Genomic DNA, 22858 nt, shown 5'->3' with positions numbered 1-22858 from the left:
CTCGAACCCATCCGCGAGCCCGGCGCCCCGCACGTCTCCGTCCTGCTGGACGAGGTGGTCGGCGCCCTGGCGTCCGGGCCCGGCGACCTGGTCATCGACGGCACGTTTGGAGCCGGCGGCTACACACGCGCCATCCTGGCGACGGGCGCTTCGGTCACGGCTTTCGACCGCGATCCCAGCGTGCAGCGCTTTGCCGTCGAGTTTTCCGCGGCGGATGGTCGCTTTCGCCTGATTCAGGACCGCTTTTCGCAAATCACCGAGTATTTCGAGGATGCGTCGGTGGACGGCGTGACTCTGGACCTTGGCGTATCTTCCATGCAGCTCGACGAGGCTGAGCGCGGCTTTTCCTTCATGCGCGACGGCCCGCTGGATATGCGCATGGGCGCCGACGGCCCGTCCGCCGCCGACCTGGTCAACGAGCTGGACCACACCGAGCTGGCGCGCATCCTCTATGTCTATGGCGAGGAGCACGCCTCGCGGCGCATCGCCAGCTTCATCATCAAGCGTCGGGAAGAGCGGCCGTTCACCCGCACCCTGGACCTGGCGCATGTGATCGAGCGCGCCCTGGGCGGCCGCAAGGGCGCCAAGGTGCATCCCGCCACCCGCTCGTTCCAGGGCTTGCGGATCGCGGTCAATGCCGAGCTGGACGAGCTGGAGGCCGGCCTCGCCGCCGCCGAGCGCGTGCTGAAGCCGGGCGGCCGCCTGGCGGTGGTCACTTTCCACTCGCTGGAAGACCGCATCGTGAAGAACTTCCTGGCCGAGCGGGCCGGCCGCACGCCGGGCGGGTCGCGTCACCTGCCGCCGGTCGAAGCCGGCGCGCCGTCCAGTTTCCAGCTGATCTCGTCCAAGGCCATCGCGCCGGGCGAGGCCGAGCTGGCGGTCAATCCGCGCGCCCGTTCCTCCAAGCTGCGCGCCGCCGTGCGCACGACCGCTCCGGTCTGGAGCGCGGCATGAGCCTGTCGAGCATCTTCGACCGCCGCGTGCGGGGCTTTCGGGTCGTCGAGCTGGTCTGCTTGATCATCCTGCTGGTCCTGGTCCTGGGCGTCTACATGGCCAAGACCTTCGCCGGCCGCGAGCGGGCCCAGATCGCCTCGGTCGAGCAGCAGATCGTCGACGAGAAGGTTCGCGTGCGCCTGCTCAAGGCCGAGGTCGCCTATCTGGAGCAGCCGCGCCGCATCGAGCAGCTGGCCCAGCAACTGCAGCTGACCCCGATCCGGCCCGAGCACGAGACCACCGAGGACGCCCTGATCGACGTGGCGCGCCACGCCCCCGTCGCCCACGCTCCGGCCTCGCCGACGGCGGCGGCGAACAACGACGTCGCGGCCGGCGAGGCGCCCGAAGCCACGCCCGACGACTATCCGCCGCCCCAGCCGGCGTCCGGGGAGGCTCCGCGATGAGCCTGTCCAACCTCGCCCCCGGCGGCGCGCCCGCGGCCTGGCGCTGGCTGATCGAACGGGTCTGGCGGCTGGAGCACGCCTTCGAGCGCTCGCGCGCCGCCGCGCGTCCGGAAGACGACACCCGCATCCGCATCTTCTTCGTCATGGCCATCTTCGGCCTGGCCTTCACCGTGCTGGCCCTGGGCGCCACCTGGGCGGCGGTGTTTTCCAAGGTGGGCGGCAACGGTTACCTGGCCTCGACCGACGGGGCGCGGGGCGACCTGGTCGACCGCAACGGCCAGTTGCTGGCCGTCGACCTGACCCACTACGCCCTCTACATCAATCCCAAGGACGTCTGGGACGCCAAGGCCACGCGCAAGGCGCTGGCCAAGGCTCTGCCGGACGTGCCGGCCAAGCGCCTGGACCAGGTGGTGTTCGCCGACCGGCGCGGCTTCCTGGTCGGCGGCATGACGCCGGCCGAGAAGGACGCGATCTTCGACCTGGGCCTGCCCGGCGTCGAGTTCGAGGAGCAGGCGGCCCGGATGTATCCGCTGGGCGCCAGCGCCGCCCACTTCATCGGCTTCGTCGACAAGGGCGGCCGGGGCCTGTCGGGCGCCGAGAAGGCCCTGGACAAGGACGTGCGCGAGGCTTCGGCCAGGGGGCCGGACGGCGCGATCCCGCTGTCGATCGACCTGCGCGTCCAGGCCGCCCTGGAGGACGAGGTCCGCAAGGCCGCCATCGAGTTCCAGGCCAAGGACGCCGTCGGCATCGTCACCAACGTCCATACCGGGGAGATCCTCGGCATGACCAGCTTCCCCGACTACGATCCCAACCGGCTGGACCTGGCGTCCAGCGAGCAGATGACCAACCACGCCGCCGCCTCGGTCTACGAGATGGGCTCGACCTTCAAGGCCTTCACCGTGGCGATCGGCCTGGACACCGGCGCGGCGACCCCGGCCTCGACCTTCGACGCCCGCGAGCCGTTCAAGCTGGGCTATCGCACGATCCACGACTTCCATGCGGCCAAGAAGATCCTGACCCTGGTCGAGGTGTTCCAGCATTCGTCCAACATCGGCACCGCCATCCTGGCCGAGCGGATCGGCGGCGAGCGGCTGAGCCGCTATTTCAACGCCCTGGGCCTGACCAAGCCGGCCAAGGTCGAGCTGCTGGAATCCGCCCGTCCGCTGACCCCGAAGAAGTGGGACGACGACGCGGTGGCCTCCACCTCGTTCGGCCACGGCATCAACGTCTCGCCCCTGGCGCTGGCCCAGGCGATGGGCGCGCTGCTGAACGGCGGCACGCTGCAGCCGCTGACCATCCACAAGCTGGCGCCGGGCGTGCGTCCGGAAGGCCCGCGCGCGGTTTCCGAAGAGACCTCGCAGCAGATGCTGCAGATCATGCGCGCCAACGTCACCGGCGGCAGCGGCAAGTCGGCCAACATTCCGGGCCTGTCGGTGGGCGGCAAGACCGGCACCGGCGAGAAGTACGACCCGGCCATTCGCGGCTATAACCACCAGCGTCAGGTCTCGTCGTTCGCGGCGGTGTTCCCGACCGACGGTCCGCTCGAGGCCGACCGCTACTTCGTGCTGGTGCTGATGGACGAGCCCAAGGGCAACGCCAAGACGCACGGGTTCTCGACCGGCGGCTGGGTGTCGGCGCCGGCCGCGGGCCGGGTGATCGACCGCATCGCGCCGTTCCTGGGCGTCAAGCGCCAGAGCGACATCTTCACCGTGGCCCAGCAGCCACAAGCCGCTCCGGAGGCGGGACTTTGAGCAAGACCCTTTCGCAGATCCTGAACCGGCCCTGCGCGGTCGATCCCGTGATCACAGGGGTCACCGCCGACAGCCGCAAGGTGCGGGAAGGCTTTCTGTTCGCGGCCCTGCCGGGCAGCAAGGTCGACGGCCGCGAGTTCATCGCCGGCGCCATCGCTTCGGGCGCGGCCGCCGTTCTGGCCCCTGACGACGTCGAGGCGCTGTCGGTTCCGGTGGTTCACGCCGGCGACCCGCGCCGCGCCTACGCCCTGGCCGCCGCCCAGTTCTGGGGCGCGCAGCCGGAGACCTGCATCGCGGTGACCGGCACCAACGGCAAGACCTCGGTCGCCGGCTTCGCCCGCCAGATCTACGCGCGCCTCGGTCACAAGGCCGCCAGCATGGGCACCCTGGGCGTCGTGGTCAGCGCGCCCGGCGTTCCCGACCAGCAACTGACCCCGCCGGGCCTGACCACGCCGGACGCCGCCGACGTCGCCGAGATGATGGCCAAGCTGGCGGGCATGGGCGTGACCCACCTGGCCGTCGAGGCCTCGTCGCACGGCATCGACCAGCGCCGCCTGGACGGCGTGCGCCTGGCCGCCGCCGGCTTCACCAACTTCACCCAGGACCACCTGGACTACCACGGCACCATGGGCGCCTACCGCGCGGCCAAGCTGAGGCTGTTCGAGACCCTGCTGCCGCGCGCCCGGACCGCCGTGCTGAACGCCGACAGCGACGCCTTTCCGGCCTTCGCCTCGGCCGCGGTCACCTCGGGCCAGACCATTCTGTCGGTCGGCCACGAAGGGCAGGGGCTCCGCCTGATCGAGCGCACGCCCGTGCCGCAAGGCCAGCGCCTGAAGATCGCCGCCCAGGGCCGCGAGTTCGACGTGCTGCTGCCGCTGGCCGGCGACTTCCAGGCCTCCAACGTCCTGGTCGCGGCCGCCCTGGTCCTGGCCACCGGCGAGGATCTGGACGCGACCATCGCCGCCCTGGCCACGCTGGAAGGCGCGGCCGGCCGGCTGCAGCGGGTCGGGACCGGCGCGAACGGCGGCGAGGCCTATGTCGACTACGCCCACACCCCGGACGGCCTGGAGACGGTGCTGGCCGCCCTGCGTCCCCATACCCGCGGCAAGCTGATCGTGGTGTTCGGGGCCGGCGGCGATCGCGATCGCGGCAAGCGTCCCCTGATGGGCGAGATCGCCGCGCGCCTGGCCGACGTGGCCATCGTCACCGACGACAATCCCCGTTCCGAAGAGCCCGCCTTGATCCGCGCCGCCATCCTGGCCGCCGCGCCGGGCGCGCGAGAATTTGGCGATCGCCGCGCGGCCATCCGGGCCGGCGCGGCCCTGCTGGTCGATGGCGACGTGCTGGTGGTGGCCGGCAAGGGCCACGAGCAGGGCCAGTTGGTGGCTGGCGTGAACCACCCGTTCGACGACGTGACCGAGACCGCTCAGGCGCTGGAGGCCGTCCATGTCTGACGTCCTCTGGACCGCCGATGAGATCGCCGCCGCCACCGGCGGCCAGGTGCTGGCCGACTTCGAGGCCACCGGCGTGTCGATTGACAGCCGCAGCATCGAGCCCGGCGACCTGTTCGTGGCGCTCACGGGCGCTCGGGACGGGCATGAGTTCGTCGTCCAGACCGCCGACAAGGGCGCGGCGGGAGCCCTGATCTCCAAGCCCGTCGCCGTACCGGCCGTGCTGGTCGAGGACACCTTCGCGGCGCTGGAGCACCTGGGCGTCGCGGCTCGCAAGCGCGCCCCGCAAACCCGGCGTGGCGCGGTGACCGGCTCGGTCGGCAAGACCAGCGTCACCCGCGCCGTCGAGGCTGGCCTGCGCCGCGCGGGCAAGGCCCACGCCTCGGTCAAGTCCTACAACAACCATATCGGCGTGCCCCTGACCCTGGCGCGCATGCCGCGCGACACCCAGCGGGCGGTGTTCGAGGTCGGCATGAACCACGGGGGCGAGATCGTCCCGCTGTCGAACTTCATCCGCCCGCACGCGGTGGCCATCACCACCGTCGGCCCGGTGCACCTGGAGAACTTCGCCGACGGCGAGGAGGGCGTCGCCCGCGCCAAGGCCGAGATCTTCGCCGGACTGGAGCCGAACGGCGTGGCGGTGCTGAACGCCGACAATCCGTGGTTCCCGCTGCTGAAGGCCGAGGCCGAGAAGGCCGGCGCCGAGGTCTGGAGCTTCGGCACGGGCGAGGGCGTCACCGCCCGGCTCGTGGTGTTCGCCGCCGGCGTGAACGGCGCGACCATCACCGCCGAACTGCGCGGCGAGACCGTGCACTTCCCGATCCTGCAGACCGGCGTGCACTGGGGGCTCAACAGCCTGTGCGTGCTGCTGATGCTGGAGGCCCTGGACGTCGACCGCGAGACCGCCCTGGCGGCCCTGGCCGAGTTCGAGCCGATCGAGGGCCGCGGCGCCGAGCGCGTGGTCAGGATCCCGGGCGGGACCTTCACCCTGGTCGACGAGAGCTACAACGCCAATCCCGTCTCGATGCAGGCCGCCCTGGCCACCCTGGGCGCGCGCCACGTGGCCGGCCGTCGCATCGTGGTCCTGACCGACATGCTGGAGCTGGGCCCGCAGAGCGCCCGTTTCCACGGCGACCTGGCGACCCCCATCGCCGCCACCGACATCGATCTGGTGTTCTGCGCCGGTCCGTTAATGAAATCTTTATGGGAAGCGCTTCCGCCGACTCGGCGGGGCGGGTACGCCCAGAACGCCGCCGAGCTCGCGCCTCAGGTCGTCTCGGCGATGCGGGCGGGCGACGTGGTGATGGTGAAGGGTTCGAACGGATCGAGAGCGGGGACGGTCGCGGCCGCCCTGGGCGCGCTCGACCTCGAAGGACAGGGCTGATGCTGTATTTCCTCTACGAGTGGCTCTCGCGCGGCGGGCATGAGCACCTGCCGGTGCTGAACCTGCTGAAGTACCTGACCTTCCGCACCGGCATGTCGATGCTGACGGCCTATGTCGTGGCCGTGGCCATGGGCTCGCGCTTCATCCGCTGGATGAAGGCCAAGCAGGGCAAGGGCCAGCCGATCCGCACCGACGGCATCGCCCGTCACGTCACCGAGAAGGCCGGCACGCCCACCATGGGCGGCTTCATGATCCTGGCCGGCCTGTTCGTCGGCTCGCTACTGTTCGCCGACCTGCGCAACGTCCACGTCTGGGTGGTGCTGGGCATCACCGCCGCGTTCGGCGTGCTGGGCTTCATGGACGACTACGCCAAGGTCACCAAGCAGACGACCGCCGGCCTTTCCAGCGGCCAGAAGCTGGTCGCCCAGTTCATCGTCTCGATCCTGGCGGCCGTGGTGCTGATCATCTTCGCGCCGAAGTCGCCGACCACGGCGGGGCTCGAAACCTCGGTGGTGTTCCCGATCCTGAAGAACCTGGTCATCAATATGGGCTGGTTCTACGTCGCCTTCGCCGCGATCACGATCGCCGGCTTCTCAAACGCCGTGAATCTGACCGACGGCCTGGACGGCCTGGCCATCGTGCCGGTGATGTTCGCCGCCTCGACCTTCGGCCTGATCGCCTACCTGGTCGGCAACGTGAAGTTCGCCGACTACCTGAACCTGCACTACGTGCCCAGCGTCGGCGAACTGGCGGTGGTGTGCGGCGCGATCATCGGCGGAGGCATGGGCTTCCTCTGGTACAACGCCCCGCCGGCCAAGATCTTCATGGGCGACACCGGCTCGCTGGCCCTGGGCGGCGCGCTGGGCGCGATCGCCGTCTGCGCCAAGCACGAGCTGGTGCTTGGCATCGTCGGCGGCCTGTTCGTGGCCGAGGCGCTCTCCGTGATGATCCAGGTCGCCTACTTCAAGAAGACCGGCAAGCGGGTCTTCCTGATGGCGCCGATCCACCACCATTTCGAGAAGCTGGGCTGGGCTGAGAGCACCGTCGTGGTCCGCTTCTGGATCGTGTCGATGATGCTCAGCTTCGTCGGTCTCGCCACCCTGAAGCTGAGATAGGAGAGGGCGAGCCATGATCCCGGTCCGCGGTTTCGAGGGCAAGACCGTCGCTGTGTTCGGCCTGGGCCGGACGGGGCTGACGGCCGCGCGCGCGCTGATCGCCGGCGGGGCCAAGGTGGCGCTGTGGGACGAGAAGCCCGCCAGCCGTGAGGCCGCCGTGGCCGAGGGCCTGAACGTCGTCGATCTCAACACCGCCGACTGGAGCCAGTTCGCGGCCCTCATGCTGTCGCCGGGCGTGCCGCTGACCCATCCCAAGCCGCACTGGACGGTCGGCAAGGCCAAGGCCGCCGGGGTCGAGATCCTGGGCGACATCGAGCTGTTCGCCCGCACGGTGAACGCCGCGCCCGAGCACAAGAAGCCCAAGATCGTCGCCATCACCGGCACCAACGGCAAGTCGACCACGACCGCCCTGATCGGCCACCTGTGCCGGCAGGCCGGGCGCGACACCCGGGTGGGCGGCAATATCGGCGAGGGCGTGCTGGGCCTTGAGGACATGCACGGCGGCGCGGTTTACGTGCTTGAACTGTCGTCCTACCAGCTGGATCTGACGTCCAGCCTCAAGCCCGACGCCGTGGTGCTGCTGAACATCTCGCCCGACCACCTGGACCGTCACGGCGGCATGGACGGCTATATCGCCGCCAAGCGCCGGATCTTCCTGAACCAGGGCAAGGGCGACACCGCGATCATCGGGGTGGACGATCCCTGGTGCCAGCAGATCTGCACCGAAATCACCGCCGCCAACCGCCGCACCATCTGGCCGATCAGCGCCGGCAAGGCCATGGGCCGCGGCGTCTACGCCCTGCAGGGCGTGCTGTACGACGCCACGGGCGAGCGGGTGACCGAGATGGTGGACCTGCTGCGGGCCCGCAGTCTGCCGGGCCGCCACAACTGGCAGAACGCCGCGGCCGCCTACGCCGCCGCCCGGGCCCTGGGCATCCCCTCGCACCAGGCCGTCGACGGCCTGATGAGCTTCCCGGGCCTGGCCCATCGGATGGAGACGGTCGGCAAGATCGGCAAGGTCCGCTTCGTCAACGACAGCAAGGCGACCAACGCCGACGCCGCCCGCCAGGCGATGTCGTCCTATCCCAAGTTCTACTGGATCGCCGGCGGGGTGCCCAAGGCGGGCGGCATCGACGACCTGACCGACCTGTTCCCGCGCGTCGCCACGGCCTATCTGATCGGCCAGGCGGCCGAGGATTTCGGCAAGACGCTGGAGGGCAAGGCCCCGGTGCGCCAGTGCGGCGACATCGAGGCCGCCGTGGCCGCCGCCTATGCCGACGCCGCCGCGTCGGGCGAGGAGGCCATCGTCCTGCTGTCGCCCGCCTGCGCCTCGTTCGACCAGTTCGCCGACTTCGAGCAGCGGGGCGAGGCCTTCCGCGCGGCGGTCAACGGGCTTGGCAAGGCGCCGGCTTCGGCGGCGAAACGAGCTTAGGCTTTAGGGCGAACACTTGCCCCCTACGGATCGCTTCGCGATCGTCTTCCCCCGAAGGGAGAAGAGGCGCGCCGTGCGGCGTCCTCCGCCCCCTATGGGGGCGGACAGACCGCGAAGCGGTCAGGTGGGGGCAAGTTCGAGTCCATTCGCCGCATCGCTTAGAAGCGCCACAACAACACTCGCTTAACCCTAAACTCCGACCCTCCGACCATGACGTTCCAGACCACCCACGCCTTCGCCCGCACCGACCGCTCGCGGCTCGGCGTCTGGTGGTGGACGACCGATCGCTGGCTGCTGAGCGCCACCGCGATCCTGGTCACCGTGGGCGTCTTGCTGTCGTTCGCCTCCAGCCCGGCCGCCGCCGCGCGGATCGGCATCGACGACCAGTTCCACTTCGCCGTGCGCCAGTGCATCTTCGGCCTGGGCGCAGCGGTGATCGTGCTGTCGGTGTCGATGCTGGGCCCCAAGGGCATCCGGCGCTCGGCCTTCTTCATCTATCTGGCGGCGATCGGGGTGATGGCGGCCCTGCCGTTCATCGGCCACAGCGCCAAGGGCGCTGCCCGCTGGCTGCTGATCGGCGGCTTCACCTTCCAGCCCTCGGAATTCATGAAGCCGGCCCTGATCGTGCTGGTCTCCTGGATGTTCGCCGAGGGGCAGAAGGGCGAGGGCGTGCCGGGCGTCTCGATCGCCTTCTTCCTCTATTTCGTCGCCGTGGCCCTGCTGCTGGTCCAGCCCGACGTCGGCCAGACCGTGCTGATCACCATCGCCTTCGGGGCCGCCTTCTGGATGGCCGGGGTGCCGATCTCGTGGATCATGGGCCTGGGCGCGGTGGCCGTCGGCGGGCTGATGTCGACCTATTTCCTGTTCGATCACGTCCACGCCCGGGTGCAGAAGTTCCTCAGCCCCGACCAGGCCGACACCCACCAGATCACCCGCGCCGCCGAGGCCATCCACGCCGGCGGCCTGTTTGGTCGCGGTCCGGGCGAGGGCGTGATGAAGCGCCACGTGCCCGACCTGCACACCGACTTCATCTACTCGGTCGCCGCCGAGGAATACGGCCTGGTGTTCTCGCTGGCCCTGATCACCCTGTTCGCCTTCATCGTGGTGCGCGGGCTCTACAAGGCCATGAAACTGACCGACACCTTCGAGCAGGTGGCGGCCTCGGGCCTGTTCGTCCTGGTAGGCCAGCAGGCCTTCATCAACGTGGCCGTGAACCTCAACATGATCCCCACCAAGGGCATGACCTTGCCCTTCATCAGCTATGGCGGCTCGTCGATGCTGGCCATGGGATTGACCCTGGGCATGGCCTTGGCGTTGACGCGCAAGCGTCCGGGGGCCTATGGCGGGGCTGGAGAATTCGATCAGGCGGGGGCCTAGGGGTAGGATTCTCTTGAGGAGAGTCGCCTTGCCGATCATTCGCTCGCGTTCCGGAGCCGCATCCCAATGAGCAAGCTGGCTGTCGTCGCCGCCGGAGGCACCGGCGGACACCTGTTTCCCGCCCAGGCCCTGGCCGAGACCCTGGCCGGCCGCGGCTGGCGCATCGTGCTGGCCACCGACGAGCGCGGCGCGCTGTACGCCGACAAGTTCCCCGCCGAGGAGCGCCTGGCCCTCTCGGCCGCCACCGCCAAGTCCGGCGATCCCATCGGCATGCTCAAGGCCGGCCTGGTGGTCTGGCAGGGCATGAACCAGGCCAAGGCCGCGTTCAAGCGCCTGGACCCGGCCGTGGTCGTGGGTTTCGGCGGCTATCCCGCCCTGCCGGCCCTGCTGGGCGCCCTCTCCCAAAAGCGGCCCACCGTAATCCACGAGCAGAACGCGGTGCTGGGCCGCGTGAACCGCTTCCTGGCCCCTAAGGTCGACGCGGTGGCGTGCGCCTTCCCGACGCTGGAGCTGGCCAAGCCGGCCGTGAAGGCCCGCGCCCAAGTGGTGGGCAATCCCGTGCGGCCGCCCGTGCGCGCGCTCTACGACGTGCCCTACCTGCCGCCCGAGGTGCAGCTGCGCATCCTGGTCACCGGCGGCAGCCAGGGCGCGCGCCTGCTGTCGGAACTGATTCCCGAGGCTGTCGCCAAGCTGCCCGAGGAGATGCGCGGCCGCCTGAAGGTGTTCCAGCAGGCCCGTCCCGAGAGCATGGAAGGCGCCCGCAAGATCTACCGCAACGCCATGGTCGACTGCGAGGTCGCGCCGTTCTTCCGCGACATGGCCGGCTATCTGCGCCAGGCCCATCTGGTGATCGGCCGGGCCGGCGCCTCGACCTGCACCGAGCTGGCCGTGGCCGGCCGCCCGTCGATCCTGGTGCCCCTGAAGATCGCCGCCGACGACCACCAGCGCTTCAACGCCAAGCTCCTGGAAGACGCCGGCGCCGCCGCCGTCTGCCTGGAAGACGAACTGACCGTCGACGCCATGGCCGGGGCGCTGAACGCCCTGCTCAAGGACCCCGAACGCCTGGCTCGCATGGCGGCCGGGGCGCGGTCGGTGGCCAAGCCGAACGCGGCCGAGGAACTGGCGGACCTGGTGGAGAAGACGGCGCGCTAGGCGCTACCGCCCCTCCGCGCCCAGCTGCCGCAGGAAGCTGCGATAGTCGGTGCGTACGAACTCCTCGATCAGCCGGCCGCGATCGTCGAACCGGAAGATGTTGATCAGGTCCCAGGTGACACGCGCCCCGTTGGGCGGCAGCGGGCCGGCGGGCGACATCGTGAACGCGCGGACGAACGTGCCTTCCATCCAGGTCTGGCAGGCCGCCGTGTCGCCCTCGACGACGATGATGCCGCGCCGGATCGTCCGGTCGTCGAACGCGGCGCGGATCGCGGCGAAATAGGCGTTCAGCCCGTCGTAGTCGGTCTCGAAGCCGTCCGGGCCGTGGAAGCGGAAGGCCTCGGTGTCGAAATAGCCGGCGATCTCGTCGGGCGGCGCGCCAGCGACCTCGGCCTCGCCGGCCTTGACCAGGTGCTCCACCAGGTCGTCGCGTGAGAGTTTCGTCGCCATGGCGAGCCCCGCTCCGGATCGATGCCGAACTAAGCGCGCCAAGCCGGTTCCGGGTTGCGAGCCTCACGCCGGCGCGCGAGTGAACTGCATCAGCCAGTTGGTCTCCCAGGTCTTGCCGCCGTCGGGCGAGAAGGCCTGGTCCCACTTGGCCGTCGTGGCGGTGACCTCCGTCCAGCGGAAGCGCATGATGATCGGCCGGCCCTGATAGGTGTCGGCGCCGATGAACACGCCGACCCCGTCCTTGAAGCCGCCGCGCACCGGTGGGTCCATCCCGCCCAGGCGCGAGTCGATCCACCAGATCGACCACTGGCGCGTCTCGGGATTGAAAGCGCGGACGCCGACGCCGCGATAGGTCCCGCCCGGTAGCTCCAGCACGTTGTCGTCGACATTGCCGAGGCCCTCCATCAGGGGCCAGTTGACGCAGGTTCCGGCGAAGTCCTCCCACTCGGTGTCGCCGACCAGCCGCTTTTTCAGCCGCCTGTGTCGGACGTTCCAACGGCCGACCAGGAAGGCCCAGTCATCGGGACCGCCGGTGAGTCCTTGGCTGGGATCATGGTCCGCTGGGGCGGCCTCGGCGCGGCCCGCGACCAGCACGCTAGCGATCAGGCCGACGGTGATCGCGTCGCGACGGGTCTGGAGGGGAGGGCTCGCTGTCATGACGACCTCTCGGATGTGAAGGCGGGTCCCTCAGGATAGCGCCCGTCCCAGGCCGCACTTGGGGGCGATTGCGAAAATGGAGCGGTCCGGCGGCCAAAATCCACGGCTTCTGCACGAAACAGCCCGTTCCACCCCGCCGCCAAATCGTCTAATCGGGCTGGATGATCCAGCGTCGACGCCCCGTACCCTTCGAACTTGGCCCCGTGCACTTCATCGGCATTGGCGGCATCGGCATGTCCGGCATCGCCGAGATCATGCTGCGCATTGGCTACACCGTGCAGGGCAGCGACGCGAAAGCCAGCGCCAACACCGAGCGGCTGGAAAAGCTGGGCGCGCGGATCTTCATCGGCCAGGACGCGGCCAATGTCGAAGGCGCGTCGGCCATCGTCTATTCGACGGCGATCAAGGCCGACAATGTCGAGATGGCCGCCGGCCGCGACAAGCGCCTGCCGCTGGTGCGCCGCGCCGAGATGCTGGCCGAGCTGATGCGGCTCCAGTTCTCGGTGGCCGTGGGCGGCACGCATGGCAAGACGACGACCACCTCGATGGTCGCGGCCCTGCTGGACGCCGGCGCCCTGGACCCCACCGTGGTCAACGGCGGGATCATCAACGCCTACGGCACCAACGCCAAGGTCGGCGAGGGCGACTGGATCGTGGTCGAGGCCGACGAGAGTGACGGCAGCTTCCTGAAGCTGAAGTCCACCGTGGCCATCGTCACCAATATCGACGCCGAGCACCTGGACCACTGGGGCACCTTCGACGCGGTCAAGAAGGGCTTCCAGGACTTCATCGAGAACATCCCGTTCTACGGCTTCGCGGCGGTCTGCACCGACCACCCGGAAGTCCAGGCCCTGACCGCGCGGATCGAGAACCGCCGCCTGGTGACCTATGGGACGAACCCGCAGGCCGAGGTCCGCGTCAGCAACATCGAGATGGGTCCCGAGGGCGCCAAGTTCGACATCCTGATCTCGCCGCTGTCGGGCGACCTGGTGCTGTACGAAGACCTGAAGATGCCGATGGCCGGGCATCACAACGTGCTCAACGCCACCGCCGCCGTGGCCGTGGCCCGCGAGCTGGGCGTCGACGCCGAGGCCATCCGCGCCGGCTTGGCCGGCTTCGGCGGGGTCAAGCGCCGCTTCACCACCACGGGCGTGGCCAACGGCATCCGCATCGTCGACGACTACGGTCACCACCCGGTCGAGATCGCCGCCGTGCTGAAGGCCGCCCGCGCGGTCAGCACCGGCAAGGTGATCGCCGTGGTCCAGCCCCACCGCTTCACCCGCCTGCGCGACCTGATGACCGAGTTCAGCTCGTGCTTCAACGACGCCGATACGGTGATCGTCGCCGACGTCTACACGGCCGGCGAACAGCCGATCGAAGGCGTCGACCGCGACCACCTGGTCGAGGGCCTCAAGAAGTTCGGTCACCGCCGCGCCTTGCCGCTGGAAAGCCCGGCCGCCCTGCCGGCCCTGATCGCCCAGGAGGCGCAAGCTGGCGACCTGGTGGTGCTGCTGGGCGCGGGCGACATCACCTCGTGGGCCTATGCCCTGCCGGGCCAGCTGGAAGCGCTGGCGAAGTGAGCTGGAAGGCTTCGCTCCCCGCCGTTCGCGGCAAGCTGCTGCTCGACGAGGCCTTGGCGCCGTTCACCTGGTTCCGCGTCGGCGGTCCGGCCGACGTGGTGTTCCTGCCGGCTGACGAACAGGACCTGTCCGACTTCCTGAAGGCCCTGGACCCAGCCGTGCCGGTGCTGGCCATCGGCGTGGGCTCCAACCTGCTGGTCCGTGACGGCGGCGTCGAGGGCGTGGTGATCCGGCTGGGCAAGGGCTTCAACGCGGTCGAGCCGCTGGGCGACAACCGCATCAAGGCCGGCTCGGCCGTGCCAGACGCCATCCTGGCCCGCAAGGCGGCCGAGGCGGGTATCGCGGGGCTGGAATTCTACGCCGGCATCCCGGGCACCATCGGCGGCGCCGTGATCATGAACGCCGGGTGCTACGGCTCAGAGACCGTCAACGTCGTGAAATCCGTCCGCGTCATGGACCGCGCCGGCCAGGTGCGCGAGCTGGCGGTCGACGATCTGCACTACACCTACCGCCACAGCGCCCTGCAGGACGGCGACGTCGCGATCGTGCTGGACGCTGTGTTCGAAGGGACGGCCGACGAGCCCGCCGCGATCAAGGCCCGCATGGCCGAGATCACGGCGCGCCGTGAGACCACCCAGCCGATCCGCGAGAAGACCGGCGGCTCGACCTTCAAGAACCCGCCGGGTCATTCGTCGTGGAAGCTGGTCGACGAGGCCGGCTGGCGCGGCAAGCCTTATGGCGGGGCGATGTTCAGCCCGCTGCACAGCAACTTCCTGATCAACACCGGCGAAGCCACCGCCGCCGACCTGGAAGGCCTTGGCGACACGGTCCGCGCCGACGTCCTGGCCAAGACCGGGATCCAGCTGGACTGGGAAATCAAGCGGATCGGGCGTCCGTCTTAAAACCTCCCCCTGTGGGGGAGGCGGCGCGAAGGCGCCGGTGGGGGGATTGGACCCACCTCGGCAAGCTCCCCCCTCCGTCGGCTGCGCCGACACCTCCCCCACAGGGGGAGGCTTTGAGGCTCAGCGGCGCCCAACACCCGAGCGGCCCAAAGGTTACGGATAGTTCATCCGGTTGTTGCCTATTCCGGGGCCGGAGCAGTGCTATGAAATCCCCAAACGAGGGAGACTCCATGCGCCTGTTCCGCACTCTGCTGACCGCCGCCGCCACCGCCGCCCTGATGGCCGGCGCGGCTCACGCTCAGGACGCCGCCACGGGCGCGGCCCTGCGCGACAAGGCCCTGACCGACAAGACCGGCTGGACCATCCTGGAATCCCTGACCACCGACATCGGCCCGCGCAACGTCGGCTCGCCGGGCGCGGCCCGCGCCAAGGACTGGGGCCTGGCCACCTTCAAGGCCCTGGGCTTCCAGAACGTCCGCGCTGAACAGTTCGCCAAGCCGTCGTGGATCCGGGGCGAGGAGGCCGCCTCGATCACCGCGCCCTACGAGATGAAGCTGTCGATCCTGGGCCTGGGCAATTCGGTCCCGACCCCGGCGGGCGGTATCGAGGCCGAGATCGTGGTGTTCACCACCTTGGGCGACTTGGCCGCCGCGCCGGAAAGCGCCGTGAAGGGCAAGATCGTCGTCATCAACCAGCCGATGACCCGAACCCAGGACGGCTCGGGCTATGGCGCGGGCACGGCCGTGCGCTATGTCGGCCCGGCCCTGGCCGGCAAGAAGGGCGCGGTCGCCTACCTGACCCGCTCGGTCTCGACCAGCGACAGCCGCCAGGCCCACACCGGCGCCATGCAATATGCCGACGGCGCGCCGAAGGTGCCGGCCGGCGCCCTGGGCGTGCCGGACGCCGATCTCCTCCAGCGCCTGGCGTCGCGCGGCAAGCCCGTGAAGATCAAGCTGAACTTGCAGTCGCACGTCGACGAGAAGGCCGTGGCCTGGAACGTGATCGGCGAGATCCCCGGCTCGTCCAAGGCGGACGAACTGCTGGTCATCGGCGGCCACCTGGACGCCTGGGATCCGGGCGAGGGCGCGATCGACGACGGCGCCGGCGTGGCCATCACCACGGCCGCCGCCAAGCTGCTGGGCGACCTGCCCAAGCATCCCAAGCGCACCATCCGCGTGGTGATGTTCGGTTCCGAAGAAACCGGTGGCTCCAGCGACGCCTACATGGCCGCCCACAAGGACGAGGTGGCCCGCACCGTGTTCACCGGCGAGAGCGACACCGGCGGCGACCGGATATTCGAGGTTCGCCTGCCGGTGGGCTCGGCCGATCACCCGGCCATGAAGGCGGCGGTCAACACCCTGGCCCCGCTGAAGATCTTCCTGGCGCGCGGCGAGGTCGGCCATGCCGGCTCGGACGTCGAGGGCCTGCAGGAGGCCGGCGTGCCCGCCGCCGCCCTGTCGCAGGACGCCAGCCGCTACTTTGATCTGCACCACAGCGCCGACGACACCCTGGACAAGGTCAAGCCCGAGAACCTGGCCCAGAACATCGCCGCCTGGGCGTCGCTGCTGTACTTCGTGGCCGACAGCGACATCGACTTCCGAGCGCTGACGGCGGCGAAGGCTTCGGCGCCGGCGCACTGAGTCTTTCCTTGACCCTCTCCCTATGGGAGAGGGTTCACGAAAACGGCGCCGCCGCTCCCTCGTCGCTCCACATCGCCCCGCTACCGCTGCGGTCCATGACCCAGCCCCTCGCCAACCAGCATATCGTCGTCCTCCTCGGCGGCCCCTCGGCCGAGCGGGAGGTCAGCCTGACCACCGGCGCGGCCTATGCCGACGCCTTGGAACGGCTGGGCGCGCGGGTCAGCCGTGTCGATCCTGGTTCCGATATCGCCCAGGTCCTGACCGCGCTGAAGCCCGACCTGGTCTTCAACGGCCTGCACGGTCGGTGGGGCGAGGACGGCTGCGTGCAGGGCGTGTTGGAGACCCTGGGCCTGGCCTACACCCACTCCGGCGTCCTGGCCTCGGCCTTGGCCATGGACAAGGCCAGGTCCAAGGCCGTGCTGGCGGCGGCGGGGATCCTGGTTCCCGGCGGCGGGCTTTACAGCCGACACGATGTCGCCCGCGACCATGTGATGCAGCCGCCCTATGTGGTGAAGCCCAACGCCGAGGGCTCGTCGGTCGGGGTGTTCATCGTGCCCGAAGGCGCCAACGCTCCGCCGCGCGAGCTGGCGGCGCCGGACTGGACGTTCGGCGACCAGGTGATGGTCGAGCCGTTCGTGCCGGGGATCGAGCTTTCGGTCGCCGTCCTGGGCCAGGCAACGGGTCCACGGGCCCTGGCGGTCACCGAAATCCGCTCGTCCACAGGTTTTTATGACTACAACGCCAAGTACGCGGACGGCGGCTCGATCCACGTTCTTCCCGCCCCGATTCCGGACGCCGTAAGGGATCGGGCCCTGCGCGCCGCGGAGCTTGGCCATACAATTCTTGGTTGCCGAGGTGTGACTCGGGCCGACTTCCGTTATGACGGAATTAACGACCTTCTGGTCCTTTTGGAGGTCAATACGCAGCCTGGCATGACACCCACTTCGCTCGTTCCCGAGCAGGCGGACCACACCGGCGTTTCGTTTGATCGTTTAGTGTTCTGGATCGTGGAGGACGCTTATGCCCGCGGTAGTGCGGGGGGGACCGCGTAAGCCAACGCGCCCCCGGGCCGAAGCGCCCGCAAGTCCGAAGGCTCGACCGACCGCGCGGGGACCCGCGCCGGCGGCCGGGAAACTGCAAGCCGCGCGTGGGGGCGTGGGCGTTTCGCCCAAGCTCGCCCTGACCGTGGCCGGCGGCGCGCTGGTTATCGCCCTGGTCGCCACCCTGGCCACCGGCCATCGGATCGAGCGCCTGGGCGCCGCCATGGGCCGCGGCGTGGACGGCGAGTTCGCCGACATGGGCTTCAAGCTCAAGACCGTGCACATCGAGGGCGCCTCGCCGATGGCGAAGGCCGACATCCTCAACGCCACGGCCCTGTACAAGGACCAGCCGACCCTGGGTATGGACCTGGCCGACCTGCGCACCCGCGTCGAGGGCGTGGGCTGGGTCAAGTCGGCCAAGGTCGTGCGCCTGCTGCCCGACACCGTCTTCATCTCCGTCGAGGAGCGCCCGGCCCTGGCCGTCTGGCAGCATTCCGGCGCGATGCGGGTGATCGACGGCGAAGGCCGCATCATCCGCGAGGCCGACGCCGCGCGCTTCCCGCAGCTGCCGCTGGTGGTGGGGCAGGGCGCCGACCAGGCCGCCGGCGCCATCCTGCCGGCCGTCAATGCGCGGCCGCGCCTGCGCGACCGTCTGGAGGCCCTGGTGCGGGTCGACGACCGTCGCTGGGACCTTCGCTTGAAAGATGGTTCGCTGATCCAGCTTCCGGCCATTGACGAAGAGTCCGCGCTGATTCAATTGGATCAACTCGATCAACGACAACGAATCCTCGATCTCGGTTTCGCGCGCATCGATCTGCGTGATCCCGAAATGGTGGCCGTGAGGCCTCGCGACGCGGTGCTGCCCGGGCAGCCCGTGGCCGGCGGGGCCTGATTATGAATTTGTGTGTGAGGTGACTGTAGCGATGTCGCGACTGGATGACCGGAAACAAGCCCGTGAAGGCTTGAAGGCGACGCTCGTGCGTCAGCCGGCGGTCGCGGCCGTCGACCTTGGCGCGTCCAAGGTCACCTGCTTCATCATGAAGGCCGATGGCATCCATCGCGACAACCGCACCCTGACCACGGCCGGCGTCGGCTATGTGCAGTCGCGTGGCGTGCGCGGCGGGGCGATCGTCAATCTGGACGAAGCGGCCCAAGCCATCGCCCAGGCCGTCGAACGCGCCGAGACCGTGGCCGGCGTCAACGTCCAGGGTGTTTCGGTCTGCACGGCCGGCGGCCAGCTGGCCAGCCACCGCGTCCACACCCAGGTGTCGCTGGGGGCCCGTCCGATCGGCGACGGCGACCTGTCGCGCGCCATCGCCTCGGCCCTGGCCCAGGTCCGCATTCCCGGCCGCAAGCCGATCCACCTGCTGCCGATTGCCTGGTCGGTGGACGGCCAGCGCGGCATCCGTGACCCGCGCGCCATGTTCGGCCGCGCCCTGGGGCTCGAGCTGCTGGTCGTCTCGATCAACGAGAACGTCTTCCACACCCTGGCTCACTGCGTCGAGCGCGCTCACCTGTCGTTCGAGGGCGTGGTCGCCGCGCCCTTCGCCTCGGCCCTGGCGGCCCTGGAAGAGGACGAAATGGACCTGGGCGCGGTCTGCATCGACATGGGCGGCGGTTCGACCTCGGTGGCCGTGTTCAACAACGGCGCCCTGTGCCACGTCGACAGTCTGGCCGTCGGCGGCGGGCACGTGACGCAGGACATCGCCCGTGGCCTACAGACCTCGGTCGCCGGCGCCGAGCGCATCAAGACCCTGCACGGCAGCGCCATCGCCTCGGCCAACGAGGACCGCGAGATGATCGAGGCCCCGCCGCGCGGCGACGATCCGGGCGCGGGTCAGGTGATCGCGCCCCGCAGCCTGCTGAAGGGCATCATCCAGCCGCGCGTCGAAGAGACCCTGGAACTGCTGCGCGAGCGCCTGAAGGCCTCGGGCGCGCCCGTCGAGCCCGGCGCCGGCATCGTCCTGACGGGCGGCGCCAGCCAGCTGGCGGGCGTGCGCGAAGTGGCCGTGAGGGTGTTCGACCGTCCGGTCCGCCTGGGCCGTCCGCGCCGGGTGCCGCACCTGGCCGACGCCGCGTCGGGTCCGGCGTTCTGCGCCGCCGCCGGCGTCCTGCACCGCACGGCCTTTGGCCCGCGCGAAGTCGTCTCGCCCAAGGCCCTGGCCGGGGCGGCGATCCGCAAGCGCCCGATGGATCCTAACGCCAGCCCGGTCGCCAAGGCCGCGGCGTGGTTGCGCGATAACCTCTGATCAGGCGCTGACCAAAACCCTCTCTCTTTGAGAGAGGGAGGGGCCCGCCGCGAAGCGGTGGGAGGGTGAGAGGTTTCACCGTTGGCGGGCAAATCCCCGCGTTTCCGCCGGATTTTCGAGACGTCAAGGTACGGGTGTGGCCTGTCACCGCCTGCTAGTCGGCTATCCGCATATCCGCTGAACAGCCGCGCTTCGTTCGGTGAGAGCGTAACCTCTCACCCTCCCATGGCTTCGCCATGGGCCCCTCCCTCTCTACTAAGAGAGAGGGTCTTGGGGAGCGGCCTGTCACCAGCAAGCTTGGCTGAGTCGCGCGCTCCGGCGCGCGACTGTAAAATTTTGTGAACGTCACAATTTTTTCGTCTTGCCCGTCTCGGCAAGAAAAGCCGCCAAGTCTTACCAGAACTTAAGCATAAGCGTTTACGATCTAAGTGTCGGAAAGACCTAAAGGCGCAGTTTCGAGGGGCTCGAAAACGGCTTTTATCAAGGCTTTTCGGGTCAGCGGCGTTCCGCCGCACGAGGGTTTTGGGTACCCTCGGGAACCTTCGGAATCCCCAGTGATTCCTTTGGATAACTGGATTTTTCCAGCCTGTTTGGGGTCGACCCGAGGCCGACTCACTTTATGGAGTTAACCACCGATTAAGGTTGGTGGTTGTTCTGTTAACCCGATCGTCGAGATGACTCCCGGCGGTTGATCCGCTCGGTAGTTGACGAATTCGGCGTTTAGGACGCGAGGGTCCCATGGCTATTTCTCTTTCCGCGCCGCGTACCACTGAACTGAAGCCGCGTATCGTGGTGTTCGGCGTTGGTGGCGCCGGTGGCAATGCTGTCAACAACATGATCGAGGCTGGCCTCGAGGGTGTTGAGTTCGTGGTGGCCAACACCGACGCGCAACAGCTCCAGTTCGCCAAGACCGACCGTCGCATCCAGCTCGGCGTGCAAGTGACCCAGGGTCTGGGCGCGGGCGCTCACCCCGAAGTCGGCATGAGCGCCGCCGAGGAGAGCTTCCCCGAGATCGGCGAGCACCTGGACGGCGCGCACATGGTGTTCATCACCGCCGGCATGGGCGGCGGCACCGGCACCGGCGCGGCCCCGATCATCGCCAAGTGCGCTCGCGAGCGTGGCATCCTGACCGTCGGCGTGGTCACCAAGCCCTTCCACTTCGAAGGCCGTCACCGCATGCGTCTGGCCGACGCCGGCATCGGTGAGCTGCAACGCTATGTCGACACCCTGATCGTCATTCCGAACCAGAACCTGTTCCGCGTCGCCAACGAGCGCACGACCTTCGCCGAAGCCTTCGGCATGGCCGACCAGGTGCTGCACTCGGGCGTTCGTTCGATCACCGACCTGATGGTCCTGCCGGGCCTGATCAACCTTGACTTCGCCGACGTCCGCACGGTCATGACCGAGATGGGCAAGGCGATGATGGGCACCGGCGAGGGCACCGGCGAAGACCGCGCCCTGATGGCCGCCCAGAACGCCATCGCCAACCCGCTGCTGGACGAAGTCTCGCTGAAGGGCGCCAAGGCCGTGCTGGTCAACGTGACCGGCGGCATGGACATGACTCTGCTGGAAGTCGACGAGGCCGCCAACGCGATCTCGGACCAGGTCGACCCGGAAGCCAACATCATCTTCGGCGCCGCCTTCGACCCGTCGCTGGACGGCGTGATCCGCGTGTCGGTGGTCGCCACCGGCATGGACGGCGCCTCCATCGCCCAGATCGAGCCGAAGCCCGTCTCGCGCAACACCACGGCCCAGCCGCTGATCGCCGAGACCCGTCCGGCCGCGCCGCAAGCCGCTCCGGCGCCTGCGCCGACCACGGCTGAAACGACCCGCCCGGGCATGCGCTACGAGCCGCGTCCGATCGAGCGTCCGGCTCCCGTCGCCTCGTACGCGCCGGAACCGGTCTATGAAGAACCCGCCCCGGTCGCCGAAGCCCAGGAAGACCTGCACTTCGAAGAGCCGGTGATGGAAGAGCCCCGCATCGCCGCCCCGGCGCCGCGCGTCACCCGCATCGTCGACCCGCTGGTCGCCGAGGCCGGCGTCGACGAGGAGCCGCTGTACAGCGAAACCTACGACGACCGCCGCGCCCAGAAGTCGAGCGGCTGGATGAGCCTGTTCGGTGGTGGCCGCCAGCAGCGCTACGAGCAACAACCGGCCCAGCAGCCGCGTCAGTCGGGCTCGGCCCGTCCGCAGCTGCAGCCGCTGGACCAGCCGACGACCGACGAAGGCGAGGATCTGGAGATCCCGTCCTTCCTGCGCCGCCTGGCCAACTGAAAAGAGCCCAAGGCTCGACGTTAGTAAGCGTACCTGTAAGCGTAACCGAGACCCCCGGGGCGAAAGCTCCGGGGGTTTTGTTTATGCGCTTCGAGGGCAGGCGTTCGCGCCTGCCCTCGGCCGGGTGCTAGTGGGTCTTGGCGGCCGCATCGGCGGCGGCGTCGGTCTTGCGCTCCGCGGCGCCGACCGCGTCGGCGGTGTTGTCAGCGGCCTTGTCCGTCGCCGCGGCGGTGTTGGCGGCCGCCGCATTGACGTTGTTGGCGGTGTCCTGGGCGGCCGAGGCCGTGGCGGCGCCGGCTTGGTTGGCGGCCGCGCCGGCGTGGTCTTCGGTCTTTTGCGAGCAGGCCATCAGTGACAGGCCGGCGATCGAGGCGGAAATCAACAGGGCTATGCGCATGGTGGGGTTCTCCGTGACGAGGCGGCTTGAGCCTCCCGGTGCCAACGCCCTGCCTGCCCCAAGGCTCCGGTGTCGCGCGTCGTGCAATAGCGCTAGGATCGCCGTATTCTGCCAAGCCTCTCGGAAAATCGGTCACTATGAAGCTCAATCGCGCCGATCGGAAGATCCTCGAGATCCTCCAGCAGGACAGCTCGGTCACGAACGTCGAGCTGGCCGAGCGGGTCGGCCTGTCGCCCAGTCCGTGCCTGCGGCGGGTCAAACAGTTGGAGGCCTCGGGCCTGATCGCCGGCTATGTGGCGCTGCTGGACCGGCGCAAGGCGCGGCTGGACCTGCTGGCCTATGTCGAGGTCCAGGTCGATCGCCACAGCGAGACCGCGGCCGAGGCCTTCGCCGACGCCGTGCGGCGCGAGCCGATGGTGGTGGGCTGCCACGCCATGACCGGCGGCTACGACTACCTGCTGCGCGTGGTGGCCCCCAGCCTCGACGCCTATGCCGACTTCACCATGAAGCGCCTGCTGAAGATGCCGGCGGTCAAGGACATCCGCTCCAGCTTCGTGCTGGAGACGATCAAGGACGCCACGGCCCTGCCGCTGGACTATCTGGAATAGGG

General features: G+C 69.2%; 20 protein-coding genes. 17 read left to right on the top strand and 3 right to left on the bottom strand.

The window, feature by feature from the left end:
- Positions 1-9: 9 nt before the first annotated feature.
- The 9 genes from rsmH to murG all read left to right on the top strand — a co-directional run bounded on the left by rsmH (position 10) and on the right by murG (position 11059).
- Positions 10-954 (top strand): 16S rRNA (cytosine(1402)-N(4))-methyltransferase RsmH, encoded by a 945-nt coding sequence (rsmH, locus tag G3M62_RS17610; protein ID WP_165191356.1) that lies wholly within the window; start codon positions 10-12, stop codon positions 952-954.
- Positions 951-1397, top strand: coding sequence for a cell division protein FtsL (ftsL, locus tag G3M62_RS17605; protein ID WP_165189322.1), 447 nt, complete (start codon positions 951-953; stop codon positions 1395-1397). Before rsmH ends, ftsL begins: the two co-directional genes overlap by 4 nt.
- A complete protein-coding gene (locus G3M62_RS17600; protein WP_165189320.1) occupies positions 1394-3148 on the top strand; it encodes a peptidoglycan D,D-transpeptidase FtsI family protein in 1755 nt (584 codons plus the stop codon). Before ftsL ends, G3M62_RS17600 begins: the two co-directional genes overlap by 4 nt.
- Positions 3145-4602 (top strand): UDP-N-acetylmuramoyl-L-alanyl-D-glutamate--2,6-diaminopimelate ligase, encoded by a 1458-nt coding sequence (locus G3M62_RS17595; protein ID WP_165189319.1) that lies wholly within the window; start codon positions 3145-3147, stop codon positions 4600-4602. Before G3M62_RS17600 ends, G3M62_RS17595 begins: the two co-directional genes overlap by 4 nt.
- Entirely contained in the window at positions 4595-5983 is a 1389-nt protein-coding gene (locus tag G3M62_RS17590; RefSeq protein ID WP_165189317.1) for a UDP-N-acetylmuramoyl-tripeptide--D-alanyl-D-alanine ligase, read from the top strand. Before G3M62_RS17595 ends, G3M62_RS17590 begins: the two co-directional genes overlap by 8 nt.
- Positions 5983-7098 (top strand): phospho-N-acetylmuramoyl-pentapeptide-transferase, encoded by a 1116-nt coding sequence (mraY, locus tag G3M62_RS17585; RefSeq protein ID WP_165189314.1) that lies wholly within the window; start codon positions 5983-5985, stop codon positions 7096-7098. The genes G3M62_RS17590 and mraY overlap by 1 nt, the downstream gene beginning before the upstream one ends.
- A 13-nt stretch (positions 7099-7111) precedes the next feature.
- Entirely contained in the window at positions 7112-8530 is a 1419-nt protein-coding gene (gene murD, locus G3M62_RS17580) for a UDP-N-acetylmuramoyl-L-alanine--D-glutamate ligase (RefSeq protein ID WP_165189312.1), read from the top strand.
- 210 nt (positions 8531-8740) lie between these two features.
- Positions 8741-9907 carry a putative lipid II flippase FtsW gene (gene ftsW, locus G3M62_RS17575; protein WP_165189309.1) on the top strand — a complete coding sequence of 389 codons (1167 nt, stop codon included), beginning with the start codon at positions 8741-8743 and terminating at the stop codon, positions 9905-9907.
- 66 nt (positions 9908-9973) lie between these two features.
- Positions 9974-11059: an undecaprenyldiphospho-muramoylpentapeptide beta-N-acetylglucosaminyltransferase gene (gene murG, locus G3M62_RS17570; RefSeq protein ID WP_165189307.1), complete on the top strand. Its 1086-nt coding sequence runs from the start codon at positions 9974-9976 to the stop codon at positions 11057-11059.
- A gap of 3 nt (positions 11060-11062) precedes the next feature.
- Here the strand turns inward: murG and G3M62_RS17565 are convergent, their stop codons facing one another.
- Together G3M62_RS17565 and G3M62_RS17560 are read right to left on the bottom strand one after the other, a co-directional pair.
- Positions 11063-11509 (bottom strand): ester cyclase, encoded by a 447-nt coding sequence (locus G3M62_RS17565; RefSeq protein WP_165189304.1) that lies wholly within the window; start codon positions 11507-11509, stop codon positions 11063-11065.
- Positions 11510-11572: 63 nt separating this feature from the next.
- On the bottom strand, positions 11573-12166 hold the full coding sequence (locus tag G3M62_RS17560) for a DUF1579 domain-containing protein (protein ID WP_205691881.1): 594 nt from the start codon (positions 12164-12166) through the stop codon (positions 11573-11575).
- 161 nt (positions 12167-12327) lie between these two features.
- On the opposite strand from G3M62_RS17560, the gene murC reads away from it, so the two are divergent.
- The 7 genes from murC to ftsZ all read left to right on the top strand — a co-directional run bounded on the left by murC (position 12328) and on the right by ftsZ (position 21851).
- Positions 12328-13746 (top strand): UDP-N-acetylmuramate--L-alanine ligase, encoded by a 1419-nt coding sequence (gene murC / locus G3M62_RS17555; RefSeq protein ID WP_165189301.1) that lies wholly within the window; start codon positions 12328-12330, stop codon positions 13744-13746.
- Positions 13743-14648, top strand: a complete 906-nt coding sequence (gene murB / locus G3M62_RS17550; protein WP_165189297.1) for a UDP-N-acetylmuramate dehydrogenase — start codon at positions 13743-13745, stop codon at positions 14646-14648. Before murC ends, murB begins: the two co-directional genes overlap by 4 nt.
- A 230-nt stretch (positions 14649-14878) precedes the next feature.
- Complete coding sequence (locus tag G3M62_RS17545) at positions 14879-16288, top strand: M20/M25/M40 family metallo-hydrolase (protein WP_165189294.1); 1410 nt, start codon at positions 14879-14881, stop codon at positions 16286-16288.
- Between the two features lie 95 nt (positions 16289-16383).
- On the top strand, positions 16384-17340 hold the full coding sequence (locus G3M62_RS17540; RefSeq protein ID WP_165189291.1) for a D-alanine--D-alanine ligase: 957 nt from the start codon (positions 16384-16386) through the stop codon (positions 17338-17340).
- Complete coding sequence (locus G3M62_RS17535; protein ID WP_165189288.1) at positions 17309-18220, top strand: cell division protein FtsQ/DivIB; 912 nt, start codon at positions 17309-17311, stop codon at positions 18218-18220. The genes G3M62_RS17540 and G3M62_RS17535 overlap by 32 nt, the downstream gene beginning before the upstream one ends.
- A 31-nt stretch (positions 18221-18251) precedes the next feature.
- On the top strand, positions 18252-19577 hold the full coding sequence (gene ftsA, locus G3M62_RS17530; protein WP_165189286.1) for a cell division protein FtsA: 1326 nt from the start codon (positions 18252-18254) through the stop codon (positions 19575-19577).
- Positions 19578-20315: 738 nt separating this feature from the next.
- Complete coding sequence (gene ftsZ / locus G3M62_RS17525; protein WP_165189283.1) at positions 20316-21851, top strand: cell division protein FtsZ; 1536 nt, start codon at positions 20316-20318, stop codon at positions 21849-21851.
- Positions 21852-21978: 127 nt separating this feature from the next.
- Here the strand turns inward: ftsZ and G3M62_RS17520 are convergent, their stop codons facing one another.
- Positions 21979-22248 (bottom strand): hypothetical protein, encoded by a 270-nt coding sequence (locus G3M62_RS17520; RefSeq protein ID WP_165189280.1) that lies wholly within the window; start codon positions 22246-22248, stop codon positions 21979-21981.
- A gap of 137 nt (positions 22249-22385) precedes the next feature.
- On the opposite strand from G3M62_RS17520, the gene G3M62_RS17515 reads away from it, so the two are divergent.
- Positions 22386-22856, top strand: coding sequence for an Lrp/AsnC family transcriptional regulator (locus G3M62_RS17515; protein WP_165189277.1), 471 nt, complete (start codon positions 22386-22388; stop codon positions 22854-22856).
- Positions 22857-22858 lie beyond the last annotated feature (2 nt).

The organism is Caulobacter soli, from assembly GCF_011045195.1.
Lineage (GTDB): Bacteria > Pseudomonadota > Alphaproteobacteria > Caulobacterales > Caulobacteraceae > Caulobacter > Caulobacter soli.
The sequence above is the reverse complement of the archived record's forward strand: the minus strand, read 5'-3'. Positions and strand labels throughout refer to the sequence as shown.